The sequence below is a fragment of the Polynucleobacter sp. genome (assembly GCF_040400325.1).
In the GTDB taxonomy this organism is placed as follows: Bacteria; Pseudomonadota; Gammaproteobacteria; order Burkholderiales; family Burkholderiaceae; genus Polynucleobacter.
This window is the reverse complement of sequence record NZ_JBBAQK010000020.1, coordinates 1-13,334: the sequence shown is the minus strand read 5'-3', so window position 1 is coordinate 13,334 and position 13,334 is coordinate 1. Positions and strand designations below refer to the sequence as shown.

The 13,334-nt window shown below is 42.5% G+C and carries 18 protein-coding genes; 13 read left to right on the top strand and 5 right to left on the bottom strand.

Annotated features, from left to right (window positions below; translation table 11 throughout):
* Window positions 1-330: 330 nt before the first annotated feature.
* The 3 genes from ABWP14_RS10870 to ABWP14_RS10860 are packed head-to-tail and all read left to right on the top strand — an operon-like array spanning window position 331 to window position 2,818.
* Window positions 331-1,320, top strand: coding sequence for a sulfurtransferase (locus ABWP14_RS10870; protein WP_353202994.1), 990 nt, complete (start codon window positions 331-333; stop codon window positions 1,318-1,320).
* Between the two features lie 16 nt (window positions 1,321-1,336).
* On the top strand, window positions 1,337-1,825 hold the full coding sequence (locus ABWP14_RS10865; RefSeq protein WP_353202993.1) for a GlcG/HbpS family heme-binding protein: 489 nt from the start codon (window positions 1,337-1,339) through the stop codon (window positions 1,823-1,825).
* A gap of 9 nt (window positions 1,826-1,834) precedes the next feature.
* Window positions 1,835-2,818: a Bug family tripartite tricarboxylate transporter substrate binding protein gene (locus ABWP14_RS10860; protein WP_353202992.1), complete on the top strand. Its 984-nt coding sequence runs from the start codon at window positions 1,835-1,837 to the stop codon at window positions 2,816-2,818.
* Between the two features lie 13 nt (window positions 2,819-2,831).
* On the opposite strand, the gene ABWP14_RS10855 is transcribed toward ABWP14_RS10860, so the two are convergent.
* The 3 genes from ABWP14_RS10855 to ABWP14_RS10845 all read right to left on the bottom strand — a co-directional run bounded on the left by ABWP14_RS10855 (window position 2,832) and on the right by ABWP14_RS10845 (window position 6,247).
* Complete coding sequence (locus tag ABWP14_RS10855) at window positions 2,832-3,809, bottom strand: Bug family tripartite tricarboxylate transporter substrate binding protein (protein WP_353202991.1); 978 nt, start codon at window positions 3,807-3,809, stop codon at window positions 2,832-2,834.
* Complete coding sequence (locus tag ABWP14_RS10850) at window positions 3,796-5,103, bottom strand: Rieske 2Fe-2S domain-containing protein (protein ID WP_353202990.1); 1,308 nt, start codon at window positions 5,101-5,103, stop codon at window positions 3,796-3,798. The genes ABWP14_RS10855 and ABWP14_RS10850 overlap by 14 nt, the downstream gene beginning before the upstream one ends.
* A 166-nt stretch (window positions 5,104-5,269) precedes the next feature.
* On the bottom strand, window positions 5,270-6,247 hold the full coding sequence (locus tag ABWP14_RS10845; RefSeq protein ID WP_353202989.1) for an alpha/beta hydrolase family protein: 978 nt from the start codon (window positions 6,245-6,247) through the stop codon (window positions 5,270-5,272).
* 172 nt (window positions 6,248-6,419) lie between these two features.
* Between ABWP14_RS10845 and ABWP14_RS10840 the strand changes: the two genes are divergently transcribed.
* Window positions 6,420-6,737: a hypothetical protein gene (locus ABWP14_RS10840; protein ID WP_353202988.1), complete on the top strand. Its 318-nt coding sequence runs from the start codon at window positions 6,420-6,422 to the stop codon at window positions 6,735-6,737.
* Window positions 6,738-6,966: 229 nt separating this feature from the next.
* On the opposite strand, the gene ABWP14_RS10835 is transcribed toward ABWP14_RS10840, so the two are convergent.
* Together ABWP14_RS10835 and ABWP14_RS10830 are read right to left on the bottom strand one after the other, a co-directional pair.
* Window positions 6,967-7,167 carry a hypothetical protein gene (locus tag ABWP14_RS10835; RefSeq protein WP_353202987.1) on the bottom strand — a complete coding sequence of 67 codons (201 nt, stop codon included), beginning with the start codon at window positions 7,165-7,167 and terminating at the stop codon, window positions 6,967-6,969.
* A 175-nt stretch (window positions 7,168-7,342) separates the two neighbouring features.
* The gene (locus ABWP14_RS10830) at window positions 7,343-7,546 is read right to left on the bottom strand and encodes a hypothetical protein (RefSeq protein ID WP_353202986.1); all 204 of its coding nucleotides are present in this window, start codon (window positions 7,544-7,546) and stop codon (window positions 7,343-7,345) included.
* A gap of 349 nt (window positions 7,547-7,895) precedes the next feature.
* Between ABWP14_RS10830 and ABWP14_RS10825 the strand changes: the two genes are divergently transcribed.
* The 9 genes from ABWP14_RS10825 (at window position 7,896) to ABWP14_RS10785 (ending at window position 13,254) form a co-directional block, all read left to right on the top strand.
* Entirely contained in the window at window positions 7,896-8,276 is a 381-nt protein-coding gene (locus ABWP14_RS10825) for a thioredoxin family protein (RefSeq protein ID WP_353202985.1), read from the top strand.
* A complete protein-coding gene (locus ABWP14_RS10820) occupies window positions 8,276-9,004 on the top strand; it encodes a cytochrome c biogenesis CcdA family protein (RefSeq protein ID WP_353202984.1) in 729 nt (242 codons plus the stop codon). Before ABWP14_RS10825 ends, ABWP14_RS10820 begins: the two co-directional genes overlap by 1 nt.
* A 4-nt stretch (window positions 9,005-9,008) precedes the next feature.
* On the top strand, window positions 9,009-9,614 hold the full coding sequence (locus ABWP14_RS10815; RefSeq protein ID WP_353202983.1) for an SRPBCC family protein: 606 nt from the start codon (window positions 9,009-9,011) through the stop codon (window positions 9,612-9,614).
* On the top strand, window positions 9,611-10,891 hold the full coding sequence (locus ABWP14_RS10810; protein WP_353202982.1) for an ATP-grasp domain-containing protein: 1,281 nt from the start codon (window positions 9,611-9,613) through the stop codon (window positions 10,889-10,891). The genes ABWP14_RS10815 and ABWP14_RS10810 overlap by 4 nt, the downstream gene beginning before the upstream one ends.
* Window positions 10,892-11,200: 309 nt before the next feature.
* Window positions 11,201-11,548 (top strand): hypothetical protein, encoded by a 348-nt coding sequence (locus ABWP14_RS10805; RefSeq protein WP_353202981.1) that lies wholly within the window; start codon window positions 11,201-11,203, stop codon window positions 11,546-11,548.
* Between the two features lie 54 nt (window positions 11,549-11,602).
* Window positions 11,603-11,884 carry a copper-binding protein gene (locus ABWP14_RS10800; protein WP_353202980.1) on the top strand — a complete coding sequence of 94 codons (282 nt, stop codon included), beginning with the start codon at window positions 11,603-11,605 and terminating at the stop codon, window positions 11,882-11,884.
* Complete coding sequence (locus ABWP14_RS10795; protein ID WP_353202979.1) at window positions 11,881-12,531, top strand: hypothetical protein; 651 nt, start codon at window positions 11,881-11,883, stop codon at window positions 12,529-12,531. Before ABWP14_RS10800 ends, ABWP14_RS10795 begins: the two co-directional genes overlap by 4 nt.
* Window positions 12,532-12,541: 10 nt before the next feature.
* A complete protein-coding gene (locus ABWP14_RS10790) occupies window positions 12,542-12,868 on the top strand; it encodes a heavy-metal-associated domain-containing protein (protein ID WP_353202978.1) in 327 nt (108 codons plus the stop codon).
* On the top strand, window positions 12,865-13,254 hold the full coding sequence (locus tag ABWP14_RS10785) for a hypothetical protein (RefSeq protein WP_353202977.1): 390 nt from the start codon (window positions 12,865-12,867) through the stop codon (window positions 13,252-13,254). The genes ABWP14_RS10790 and ABWP14_RS10785 overlap by 4 nt, the downstream gene beginning before the upstream one ends.
* The last annotated feature ends 80 nt before the right edge of the window (window positions 13,255-13,334 follow it).

Genomic DNA, 13,334 nt, shown 5'->3' with positions numbered 1-13,334 from the left:
CGATTTGTATCAACATTTTCATATTGTAGGGGGCTAAGCTTTAGAGAATCAATTTCGTCCCAGGTTCAAGCTCTTGTGGGCGTTACTTTAAGTAACGCTATAGGGCAAATGATCCTTAGTTACTACATTAAGGGTAAACCAGCACACCTCAATATATATGTGGGGATATAGTTCCTATAGCTACATTTTTTCCTTTGACTAGAAGGGAAAAATAATAAACTTTCAATTTGAGAGTTTTTTAATCTTAGGCCTATTGATGTTGATATCTGGATTATTTGCAGAAAGGCCTTAGCGCATGATGAGTAAATATAAAATAGCAAAGTCAAAAAAATGAAAACATTCTTAACAATCGTGTTATCAGCATTTTTCACCGTGACATGGGCCCAGTCAAACTCGGCGATTATTGATACCGAGCAAATGCAGCAGGCAATTGCTCGGGGTGCCATTATTTGGGATGTGCGTGGTGAGAAAAGCTATCTGGAAGGGCATCTGCCAGGGGCCATTAATGTTGGTGAAATCGGTAGCGTCCTGCGCGATCCTAATAAGGAGGACTATATTGCTACGGAGCAAATTCAAAAAATCTTTAATGCCGCCGGCTTAGATGTTAATCAAGAAATTGTGGTCTATGGCGCGCGTGGTAATCCCTATGCTTATTTTGGTCTATACACCATCAATTATTTTGGTGGCAAAAAAGCACAGATTTACCATGGCGGGGTTGATGCCTGGAGACAAGCTGGTTTGCCGATACAAAAAGAGCGCCAAAGCTTACCCCCAGTATCAGTCGCGCTTGTTACCCAGCCTCAATTAGTCGTAAATAATGAGGAGATGTTTAAGCTTGCTCAATCCAAGTCTGTACAAATTATCGATGCGAGAACCCCTGATGAATTTACTGGCAAGGATGTTCGCGCGATTCGGGGCGGCCATATTCCTAACGCGATTAACATTCCTTTTGAAGAAAATTGGCAAGATCCAGCGACCGCAATTAAGTTAGGTAAAAAACAAGTGGGCGACAACTCGGGTATGGCCCTGAAAAACCAAGTCGATCTCAAAAAGCTTTACGCTAATTTAGACCCTGATAAAGAGACGGTGGTCTATTGCCAAAGTGGTGTGCGGGCATCCGAAACTGCCGTGATATTAAAAACCTTAGGGTTCAAGAAAGTCAAAGTATACGAATCCTCTTGGTTAGGCTGGGGTAATAACCTCAAGGCGCCGGTAGCTGATGAAACTTTTTTAAATGTGGGTGCGCTTAATGCGAAGATGGGCGCCATGCAAAATAGGATTAATCAGTTGGAAGAAGCCTTAAAAAATAAAAGCAACTAATTAAAAGGAGCAAAATATGGCTGAAAAGCTCACTGCAAATCATTCAAGCCTTACTTTAGCTGATGCAGATCAGATTATTATTGAGGCTCTGAGATTACGTTTAAAACATGATATGTTGCCACTTGCAGTAGTGGTATTGGATTCTGGTGGGCATGTGGTCTCATTTAAAAGGGAAGATGGTTGTGGCATCTTGCGTCATGACATTGCGATTGGTAAAGCGTGGGCATCAATCGGAATGGGAATGCCAACCAGACATATTAGAGACAGATTGGAGGATCGACCCAATTTTCAGGCAGCTTTGGCAGCTGCTTCTGGCGGAAGATTTATCCCTACTCCAGGGGGAGTCTTGATTGTGAATCAAGAAGGAATTGCCTTAGGCGCCGTCGGCATTAGTGGTGATGCATCAGATAAAGATGAATACTGCGCCATTGAGGCTGTTAAATACGCAGGCTTTATTGCAGAGCCCCCTATGCCAGCACATAACTGGAATGATGGACGACTATAAGGGTACGTTATGAAAATAATTCAATCAATGTTGTGGGTGTTGGCATCATATTTAGTTGTCTCTGTGAGCTTTGCTCAAACCGCAACACCATACCCAATTAAACCAATTCGATTGGTTGTTCCTTTTCCTGCGGGTGGCCCAACGGATCAATTTGCTCGGCAGTATGCGCAAGCTTTATCGATTCAATTAGGAAAGCCAGTAGTGGTCGACAATAAAAGCGGCGCTAGTGGTGCGATTGGAAGTCTAGAGGTAAAAAATAGCGCCCCTGATGGATATACCTTGCTCTTTGGTACTGCCTCTACCCATGTTTTGTATAGCCTGATTAATTCAAAGCCTCAGTACGATTCCATTAAGGACTTTACCCAAATTGCGGTGGTTGGCGATGCGCCCATCGTATTTGCAGTAAGCCCAGCAACTAAGGGGAGCTTTAAAGAATTGATTGAATACGCACGCATTAACCCAGGTAAGTTGCAATACGGATCAGCGGGAGAGGGAACGTATTTGCACATTGTGGGCGAACGTTTGAAATATGAATTAGGTGGGCTAGACATTCAGCACATTCCATTTAGAGGAAGTGCCCAATCAATACCCGCATTAATTGGCAATCAAGTCAATATGACAGTTGATACATTAGGTTCATTAATTAATCAACATCGGGCTGATAAGTTAAGAATTGTTGCCATTGCTGCCTCTAAAAGATCACCTTTGATTCCTGATGTCCCAACGGTTAATGAGGTAACGGGCTTAAAAGATTTCCAGGCAGCTTTATGGAATATTGTCTCTGCTCCTCAGGGCTTATCGCCAGACATTACTAATACTTTAATTTTAGCGACAGCTAAGACCTTAAAAAACCCTGAGCTATTAGATAAATTAAATTCAATATCGATTCAACCAATTAGTAATATTACTGGCGTTGCAGCAACCGGATTTATTGCTAAAGAACTTGTCAGCTTGCGACCGGTTGTGCAATCGGCTGGATTGAAAAAAGAATAACCCTGACTACAGATTATTTTTCTAAAGTAATACCACCTTTTTTAATAATTGCAGTCCACTTCTTAATATCAGATGCCATCAAATTATTGAGATCTTCTGGTGGTCCAATCATCGGTTCTGCCCCAAGCTCTGAAAACTTCGTGCGAACTGTGGGATCAGCTAAGGCTTGATTCACATCCTTGTTAAGTTTATCCACAATATTTTTTGGGGTATTTTTGGGTGCGATGAGCGCAAACCAAGCGGCAGATTCATAGCCTTTTAGTCCTACTTCAGCAGCGGTAGGTACATCGGGAATAGTAGCTAAGCGTTTATTAGAGGCAACCGCTAGCGCTTTGACGCCTCCGCTACTAATCTGTCCAGCGACATTGGGAAACAACTGAAAACTAGTTGGTACGCGGCCTGCTACAAGATCAGTCACCATATTGGCAGTAACACGATAGGGCACATGTAGCATCTTGGCTCCAACGAGCTGTTCATAGTAGGCCCCAGCTAAATGCTGAGAGCTACCGTTGCCAACAGAACCATATCCAACATCAGGATTTTTTCGTACATAGTCATTCAACTGAGCAAGACTATTGATGTTGAGAGTTGAGCTCACCACTATCACATTAGGCAAAAATGCAAACACAGAGATCCCTTGGATATCTTTTTCAGGGTCATAACCTAGTTCTGGATTTAAGATTTTATTAATTGCCAGGGGTCCTGAAGTACTAATTCCGATCGTATAGCCATCTGGCTCTGCTCGCACTAGCGCCGCAGTCCCGACATTGCCGCCTGCTGCTGGGCGATTATCAAATACAAATCGGGCGCCAGTATTGTTACTCACCTTCTCGAGTAACACGCGAGTCACAACATCACTGGCACTGCCTGCAGAAAATGGCACGATTACTGTAATGGGTTTATTAGGATAATTTTGGGCAAAGCTGCTTGTACTTAAAAAGCAGGTAATGAGGCTAAACAATATAGCTGCGATTGAGTTAATGTTGGACATCCTGAACCTTTCCTGTGATTGAGTTAAAGCGTTCTTGCATGACTTCTTCTAAGGATAGACTAGCTTTCGTATGCGCTCCACCGCCACGCAGACAATATTCTTGGGATTGATGAGGTGACTCTGGCCTCTTGCCATTGGCATAGGCCTTAGCCTCCTCTAATAATATTTTTCTAAAGCGGATGATGCCAACATCAGTAGGAGATAAATTTTCTTTGGTGCGATCCACAATGTAACCCTGACTTTCTTGAGCCATTTGGTCTTGTTCGGCAATTCCTTGAATTCCAGTAAATGAAACGGTTTTTTGCTCCTCACGACTCATGAGGTATTGATTGCTACGATTACGCAGGGGCACATAGCCTGGACCCATTTTTGCAAATTGCCCAAAACCACCTTGAATATACTTTTTGCGCTCTTCATCAGAAATAGCAAGCTCTGGGTGCCATGCATAGACATACATCCAGCAATGATGATTATCAATAGGTGTCCAAGAGTAACCATAGTATGTTTCATTAGGCATCGCTGAAGGCGTGATGGAATGGGTTGGTAGCATGTACTGGGTAAGACGCCAATAATGATCTCCTGGATCGGCATTCCTAGCGCCGCCAATCAGAAAGCCCACTGCATGTTCAATGATTTTAAAACGCGGAGCTGGATCATTGCGTAACCAGCGGATACGTTTCTCATCGGCTGCAATATTTGTACTGTCATCTTTGACAAATGCCGGGGCAGGCATATGCAAAAAAGAAAAGTGTGCAGTATCGAGTGCCCCTTCCATTGAATGCACCCAATTGCACTCGATTAAACGTTTATTGACATAACGATGAGAAGGTGGAACTAGGCCAACTTCTAATTGAGGAACTTGTGCTGGTTGTATTTCTGGTGGCCCCATATAAGCCCACACCATATCGGCAAATTCTTGGGTGGGATACGCCTTGATTTTAATTTTGCCGTGATAGGAAGCATCCTTAGGAATGTTAGGCATATCTATACAGTTACCATGAATGTCGTATTTCCATCCATGGTAGATGCAACGAATGCCGCACTCTTCATTTCTGCCAAAGAAAAGGTCTGCACCACGATGGGCGCAAAACGGTTCGATCAAACCAGTATTGCCATTCGTATCACGAAACAGCAATAGATCTTCGCCCATCACTTTGACGCGAATTGGTGGGCAATTGGGTGTTGCCACCTCTTCAGATAGTGCAACTGGGTGCCAATGACAACGTAAATAGTTACCCATCGGTGTATTGGGTTCACTCGTTACTAGAAATATATTATCTTGAGCAGAAAGCATATACCCTCATCATTGGCTAGTTGTTAAAACGATCTTAATACAAAATGAACTTAGATCACTTTGTATCTCAGAGTCAGGTAAACCCTTATTAGTAATGGTGTGAGTTTTGTCTTTTGTGGCTTATTGCGATGTCATCTAAAACGACAAATTAGGCAATACAGCCCTTTTACGAAATCACCTTAGATAAGATTGCTTCGTGGCGAATGGCCCATGTTGACATGCCGGATTCTTGGTTATTTAAAACCTGCGCTATAAAATCAAGACTCAGCTCCTGTGTCGCCTCTTTGACTTGCTGGTTTAAAACGGCACCGCCCGTTAGGGATCGATCGGTAAACATACTATGCGAACCACCTTCAAAAACCGCCAAGGCTTTGCGTTTACTGCCGATGGCTTTAAAAATATCCAAGCGATCGGGATAGCCGCTAAAGTAACCTGGAATTCGAATATTGTCCTCTGTGGCTGTAATGTGCAAGGTAGGCAAGCTTACCGGTTGTAAGATTGAATTCACAGCATTTTGACCAAAAAATCGCGGGGCTGAAATGACAATCGCAGCAGTAATGCGAGCATCACTTAGGTCAACGGGGATATTATCTTGACTGACGCGCGCGCCAGAGGCTAAAAGGGTTGTATTTGCGCCATAGGAATGCCCTGCAGCGATGATCTGATTAGACCGCAATGTTTGTCCAAGTTGGTCGTTGAGCAAACGCGTCAAGGCAAAACGCAAATCATATACCCGGTTCACCGCTTCTTTAACTTGTGCCGCCTCTTGCAGTCTGGATACCAGATTAAAGGGATTGCCAAACCAGAATGAGCGGTCACTGCCAACGTGCTGCACGTGTAGGCTTGCGAGTCCATGGCTTGCCCAGTAGCGTCCCAGATAGCTATAACCCAAGCGTGATCCGCCGATGCCATGCGAAAAAATAATGAGGGGTACGGGCGTCGTTGCAGTTGCTTCGCTCGGCTGGTAAAGTCGAATCGGTACGGCACGCTCACGGACGTCATCAAACCAATCGATATCATGGATTTGAAACCCTGCGGTAGCTGCAGATCCATGCAGCGGATATAAAGCTAGCGAGGGCGCTGCCACAAACAGCGCCGCAGCCGGAAGCCGTTTTAGAAATTCTCTTCTAGAGTCTAGAATCATGGTGCATTCTATTGTGTTTTTTAAAATCAAGCAGTAGAACTGCTCGGGTAAAAAGACCTTATTGATTGCTTTGTCGACATTGCGCCGATAGCTGAATAAGGCTGCCCCATGAAAGTCAAATTACTTATGGCATAGTAATGATCTGGTGAGTATTAAACGGTAAGGTGTGATTATGATGAAAGTGCGTCTAAATAAGCTCTCGATAGCATTATTACTTTTAAGCCTTTTTGCATGCGCAACTCAGTCGGGTATTTGGGTTAAAAGTGATATGGCGCCTTTACAATTTAATCAAGATAACTACGCCTGTCTTCAAGAATCGCAACAACCTTACGGGTATAACCAAGGTGCTTATGGTTGGGGGAATGGTTGGGGTCCTAGATGGGTTGGGTATAACGGCTACTCTGGCGTTCAAACAAATCAAGAGCTTTATGGAGCCTGCATGAAAGCTCGTGGTTATCAATGGCAGCCAGATAAAACTCTGTCCAAATAAGAGTTTAACTTTCATCTGTGGGGACAGCGTTCGGAAGAGTGTGCGTTACTTTAAGTAACAGTTGGGCGACAAATTTTAGACATTAATAAGCATTATCTAAATGATGTTTTGGAATCTATCTTTGTCTTTGATGGGTTGAACCACTTCCCGACCTGTGACGACTGACTTGTTATTTAGTAGTGAGCTTAAGTCTTTTTAGGGGGCTTGATTTTATTCTGCGATCTATTAGTCATACATCGTCACACCACCACCAATCTTTTTCATCCCGTTTGTACTCAATGTCAGGGTCTGATAGTCTTTTCTTAGATTCTTTCTGATGAGACGTGCTCTGACCCTGCTCTTCCTCTAACTTCCGAGAACGATCTTTAGGTTTAACAATGATTTCTATAACACCCATTAGATGTTTAATGATCTTTGTCTTTTGGTCCACGACTGCCATAGATGATGATCAGTAGTGTCGCAATTGCCACTCCTGTAAATATCATACCAAGTGTCACACTTGTAATTTCCATATCTTTGAATCCTTTTGTAGAAATAATTCTTGAACTAGATTAGCACTTTTACTAGGATTTAGTAAGCAATAGAAAGTATTCTTAAAATAAGGGTTACCGCCTGCGGCGTTTCGTCCATTTATAGGCTTCGCCGTTCGGGAGCTTGCCGTCAATAATGCCATCCACTCCGAACTTGCCTACCACTTCTGAACCATTCAATTGAATCGTCACAAACTCACCTAATTCCTTAGCCCATGCCATAGCTTGGTCTAGGGTTTCAAATTCATAGGTTTCGGAGTTGTGTTTTACGGTGATCAACTTGAATTTACTCGAATCAAAAATGTTATTAATTAATGTATAGGCTTGTTTAGATGATTATTTTTCTGTACATTAATGATTTATTCAAAAGAGAACTTTTCATGAAGTTGATCAAACGGGCTCGAAAGTTTTATGATGAAATTGTAAGTCTAATTAAGGCTTATGCTCGCTAATGGAGCATCTCTGCTAATAATATGAATCCGAGGCTCTAATCCTATCGTCTCCGCCAAGTCAATGGGTGGAATAAGGGTTTGAAGAAATCAACCCCTTTGTTTTGAAGCCCGTTTCATTTTAGTTACAAGGTAGTATCGTAATATTTCGAGTTATTTAAATCAATAGGAGTAGTTCAATGAATATATTATGGAAATCCATTATGGCAGGTGGCTTTTTTATCGCCTCTTCTGTATTTGCGGCAGGTCAACCCATCACGTCTGCTGAGCTTGCGGACATTGAAAAGCAAGGCAAGTCTGCAGTTATTTCTACACATGCAGAATGGTGCTCAACCTGTAAAGCTCAAGATAAGATACTTGCTGGGTTTATAAAAGACCCTGATTATAAAAACGTTGTTTTTTATCAGGCTAATTACGATAACCAAAAGGATCTACTAAAGACCCTTAAAGTGCGTTCCCAAAGCACCATCATCGTATACAAAAATGGAAAAGAAGTAGCACGTGCTACTGGCGATACCAAGGAAGCTGCTTTATCTAAATTAACCAGGCAAGCCATTTAATGGATTTTGGACTTGGGTCTTTTGCCTTTGCATTTTTAGCGGGAGTGCTATCTACGCTCTCCCCTTGCGTATTGCCTTTGATTCCCATCATTATTGGCGCTGCTGCTAATCAACACCGTTTTGGTCCGTTTGCTCTTGCGGGCGGCTTAACCATTTCTTTTGCAATTATTGGAACAGCCCTCGCCAGCCTGGGATCCAGTATTGGTTTGGCTCAGGATGGGTTTCGTCTATTTGCTGCCATTATTATGGGTCTGATTGGCATCGTTCTAGTCTCCACTCAATTGCAGGAACGTTTTGCTGTTGCCATGTCTGGCATTAGTGGTGCCGGTAACTCGCTCTTGGCCAAGGTCACGATGGATGGTTTATTTGGGCAATTCTTGATTGGTTTTTTGTTAGGTTTAGTTTGGACGCCATGCGTCGGCCCTACATTAGGAGCAGCAATTACACTGGCAAGTCAGGGCAAGGATTTAGGAAAGATCATATTGGTAATGGCAATTTTTGGCTTGGGTGCTGGATTGCCATTGGCGCTCCTTGGGGTGTTATCACGTACTGCCATGCTCAAAGTAAAAGGAAGCTTGGGCAGCGCTGGTAAGTTTGGTAAACAACTTTTAGGGGGATTTTTGATTCTAATTAGCTTGCTTGTTACTACCGGTCAAGATAAGCCATTAGAAGCGCTCCTGTTACAGCATTCGCCAGAATGGCTGACTGAATTAACAACCACTTTTTAGCGCCTTGCCGGTTTCTTTATTTCCTTCATTGAAGTTATCTGCAAAGCTACTATTACTGTGGTCGTTGATAGGGGGGTATATTTGGCACAGTCGATCTGAGGCAGTTGGTATTGATAGCGCGATTGCTATCCAAGTTTCACAGGCCAATAACGGATTTGAAGTACGGGCAAGTTATTTTGCGCCTCTCAGCCAGTGCCAAGCATATGTCTTATTGACTGATTTTGCAGAGGAGAGTCCTACTGAAGGCATTAAATCCAGTAAGGTTACTCACTTATCCGAAAATACCGTGCGGGTTGAGCAGCGCATAGAAGATAGGATTGGATTCTTTTCCACTCAATTTGACTCGGTGATCGATTACACAAAGTACCCCATTACAGGCATGGACCTAAGGCAAGTGAAAGGGTATTTTAAAGAGTACCGCGGCTCTTGGCGCTTAGCGTCAAATGCGGGGGGCACTCAATTTAGTTACACCGCATTTTTATTACCAGATTCAGCAATCCCGATGTTTGTCATTGAGTATTTTATGAATAAGCGTGTTCAAAAGCGGTTTGAAAAAATGGCGCAGAAAGCCAAGAACAAATCGGATTATGTTCCTGAGCAATGCAAATGAAGAAAATTCTAATATTGTTCGCAAAAGATTGGGATCAGATTGCGCTGCAGGCGCAGCAGTATTCTAGCCATTACCAATTCTTTTTTGAGGGCTTTGACTTATTTCGTTTTCCAGAAAATGCCAGGTTATTGAGTTTCAATGCACTACGCTATATCACCAAGCTAGAACGCAAATACCGCGCAATGGATTTGGATGGCATTGTTAGTAATCATGAGCAGTTTGGTACGTTAATCGCTGCCGTATTGGCAAAGCGCCTAGGCTTGCCCGGAAATGATCCGCTAGCAATTGTTGCTTGTCAGCATAAATATTATGGCCGACTTGTACAGCAACAGATAGCTCCCGATGCAGTGCCACGCTTTAGTTATATCCCCTATCCATTTGATCCCCAGGTGCCAGTCGAGCTTGATTACCCCTTTTTTATTAAACCCATCAAGGCAACGTATTCTGTATTGGCAAGGCAAATCAACAACGCAGATGAATTAAAACAGCACCTTACATTTAACCCTTTTGAAGAATTTTTAATACGCAAATTAGTTAAACCCTTTGCCGACATCCTGCCACTATTTACTCCGATGGATGTGGATGCCAATGGACTACTGGCGGAAGAGGTCATGCATGGCGAACAACTCAATATTGACGGATATTGTATTCATGGTGAAGTGTATTTTCTGGGGGTGATTGATGAGGTCATGTATCCAGAAACACAAGCATTTATGCGTTTTGAGTATCCTTCTCAGTTGCCGGATGCGATTCAAAATCGAGCCAAGGAAATTACTAAAAAAGTACTAGTGGGATTAAATTATCAGCATGGTTTTTTTAATATCGAGTTTGTATATGATCAGAAAGTCGATCAACTAAAGATCATTGAGATTAACCCCCGCATGGCTTCGCAGCTGGCTAATTTGTATGAGAGAGTAGATGGATGTCGGCCATATGGCATGCTGTTTAGTTTGGCAGTCGGCGAAGCGCCTCAGTTAGTTCACGGCGAAGGCCGATTTAAGTCGGCAGCCAGTTTTATATTTAGGCGATTTCAAAAGCCATTAAAGCAGCGCATCCCAAGTAAAGCAGAACTAGCACATGCCCTCGCTCCCTATCCCGATGCCAAAATGATGTTGTATTACAAAAAAGGATCCAGCTTGGATCGCGAGATAAAATGGTTGGGTAGTTACCGCTACGCTGTTCTTAATTTAGGCGGTTTGAGTAGAGGCGATTTATTTGATCGTTTCAACCAAGTTTGTAAAAAGTTGCACTTTGAAGACTTTATTTATAAGGCGTAAGAGCCGTAATCCAGGCCGTAAGCTCGAATCGTGCTGGGCAGGCTAAAAATCCTAAATAAAATAATGACTTAGTGCATCAACAGAGATGCAAAAATCGATTGCACAGTCATTGCACAATTTGCTTCATAGCTTACTCGACTAAGGCTGTAAGAATTTCACATCATTGTGTTAGTAAATCGTCGATTTAAGTGACGCCAAGGGCAGATGCAGGCAACGTCTCTTTAAATAACAAAATATCAAGTTATAGGCCTGTAAGCATCGACTTTGTCATTGGAAGCAAATTAACAAAAAAAGTATTAAAATTAACAAATGTTAAAAAAACTGGCACTCATCTTTCTGATCCTAACTTTGCCGATTCAAGCTTGGGCGGTATCGGATATGCCATTTAAATATCAATCTACAGTCGCTGGTGTTGAAACTCAGAAATCTGCTCACTCTTGTCATCAAGACTTGCAAGTATCGACTGCAGATGACTCCGTGTCACAAAATCAATCCCAAGAAAGTAGTTGCAATTCCTGCGTGTTATGTATGGCTTTTGCCCCTTATTCATATCAATTTCTAATTAGTCATATTTCTTATTCATTAATATCAAATATTGGCAATATTAGTTTTGCTAGTTACGACACGCCAGCGCTGAGTAAGCCACCCATTCTTTAACTCCCTAGGATTAGTCCGCCCAAAATTTGGGCTTTCCCTTCTTTGGAGAGTTTTGTGAAAAAAATTATTATTATTTTAACTTGCTTAATATCGTCTTTTGCTATTGCAAACCCAGAATGGGTAAAGGGCGAGATTGTCAGAATCGATCCCTCCCGCGATCGAATTGTACTCAAGCATGAATATATCGCCAGTATCAAAATGCATGCAATGACCATGCCTTTTGGTACACCAAAAGAGTTGAATCTAGATGCATATCGTCCGGGTGATAAGGTGCGATTTCAAATCAAGGTGGTGGATGGCACTCTGGATATCACTGCCATTGAAAAGCTGAAATGAAACAGACTTTATTCTTTAGATTTCTATTTTTTATGACGATGGGATTCGTGACACCGCTAAGCGCTGCTCCGTTAGGCTATAAAAATAGCTGGATGGTAATGGGTGATTTTAATAAAACCTATCAAGAGCTATCAGTTAATTACTCCACTACGGCAAATGATGCGCTCGGGGTTTCAGTTAGCGCAATGCAAACAGACGACTCAGTATCGAAGCAACAAAATTTAGAGGCGGTTTATACCCGTAAAGTGGCTCGCTGGAACCTACCCAATGCACAGGCTAATATTTGGTTTATTGGTGGCTTAGGCTCAATCACTGGGAATACGTTTGGAGGATCAAAGGCAATGGCTTCACCCGGGCTTCAGGTCGATTATGAAACCACTCGTTTTTATTCCATGGCATCTGCACGAGTTTATGCAGCGCAAGGGGCCACTAGCAATATCATTACAGCACGTTTGGGGGCTTCATTTTATGAAGTGGACTATGACCAGCCTCAGCCTTGGATAGTAATTGAGGCAAGGCGAATGACGTTTGTATCAAATCAGTATGAGTTCACTCCAATGCTGCGCGTTATTCATAATCGGTATTTTGTGGAGGCGGGTGCTAATTTATCTGGACAACTCCGTTTTAACTTTATGTACAACTATTAGGATGACAAATATGAAACTGATTAATCTTATATTCGCAATTACTTTATTGGGCTTGAGTCAAGTAGCTGTAGCAAGTACGAAGGTCACTGTAAATGGTATGGTTTGCTCTTTTTGTGCGCAAGGAATTGAAAAGAGTCTCTTGAAACTTGATGAAACGAAGGCAGTATTAGTTGATTTGAAAAACAAGGTTGTCATAGTTGAGGCAAAGGAAGGTAAAACGCTCAATGAAAAGTTGATCAAAGAGGAAATCACTGATTCTGGTTATGACGTTGTTAGCATTGAAACTATTCCACAGACGGTTGCTCAATTTAAAGAGCAGATGAAGGGTAAAAAATGAGTGGTAATAGTTTGCATGATGCTAAAACCCCATTCTTCAGCTCATTGCTAACCCTCTTTGCTAGTTCTAGCACCTTAATCTGCTGTGCCATACCCGCATTACTTGTTAGCTTAGGGGCGGGTGCAGCTTTAGCTTCACTCGTTGCGGTATTTCCTCAGATTGTGTGGGTAAGCGAGAATAAGGAAATCATTTTTTTAATGAGTACTCTCTTGATGGTGATCGGCGGTATCTTACAGTGGCGTAATCGTTACGCTCCATGTCCAATAGATCTCAAACTAAGGCAGGCATGCCTGAGAACCCGTAAAGTTTCTTTAGGTATTTATTTAATTAGCTTGGTTCTTTTGATCATTGGGGGGTGGTTTGCTTTTATCCAGCCACTTCTATAGCAGGGCAAGTTTGGGCATGAGTTTGAAGGCCAAGGTCGCACGTTCGAATCGTGCTGGGCAGGCCAAAATCCTTGTAAAAA

Coding starts and splice junctions, on each gene's coding strand:
- ABWP14_RS10860 (WP_353202992.1), top strand. CDS start 1,835: ATGAAAATAATTCAATCAATGTTGTGGGTGTTGGCATCATATTTAGTT.
- ABWP14_RS10795 (WP_353202979.1), top strand. CDS start 11,881: ATGAAACAGACTTTATTCTTTAGATTTCTATTTTTTATGACGATGGGA.
- ABWP14_RS10850 (WP_353202990.1), bottom strand. CDS start 5,103: ATGCTTTCTGCTCAAGATAATATATTTCTAGTAACGAGTGAACCCAAT.
- ABWP14_RS10805 (WP_353202981.1), top strand. CDS start 11,201: ATGTTAAAAAAACTGGCACTCATCTTTCTGATCCTAACTTTGCCGATT.
- ABWP14_RS10785 (WP_353202977.1), top strand. CDS start 12,865: ATGAGTGGTAATAGTTTGCATGATGCTAAAACCCCATTCTTCAGCTCA.
- ABWP14_RS10870 (WP_353202994.1), top strand. CDS start 331: ATGAAAACATTCTTAACAATCGTGTTATCAGCATTTTTCACCGTGACA.
- ABWP14_RS10845 (WP_353202989.1), bottom strand. CDS start 6,247: ATGATTCTAGACTCTAGAAGAGAATTTCTAAAACGGCTTCCGGCTGCG.
- ABWP14_RS10820 (WP_353202984.1), top strand. CDS start 8,276: ATGGATTTTGGACTTGGGTCTTTTGCCTTTGCATTTTTAGCGGGAGTG.
- ABWP14_RS10810 (WP_353202982.1), top strand. CDS start 9,611: ATGAAGAAAATTCTAATATTGTTCGCAAAAGATTGGGATCAGATTGCG.
- ABWP14_RS10840 (WP_353202988.1), top strand. CDS start 6,420: ATGATGAAAGTGCGTCTAAATAAGCTCTCGATAGCATTATTACTTTTA.
- ABWP14_RS10855 (WP_353202991.1), bottom strand. CDS start 3,809: ATGTCCAACATTAACTCAATCGCAGCTATATTGTTTAGCCTCATTACC.
- ABWP14_RS10865 (WP_353202993.1), top strand. CDS start 1,337: ATGGCTGAAAAGCTCACTGCAAATCATTCAAGCCTTACTTTAGCTGAT.
- ABWP14_RS10790 (WP_353202978.1), top strand. CDS start 12,542: ATGAAACTGATTAATCTTATATTCGCAATTACTTTATTGGGCTTGAGT.
- ABWP14_RS10825 (WP_353202985.1), top strand. CDS start 7,896: ATGAATATATTATGGAAATCCATTATGGCAGGTGGCTTTTTTATCGCC.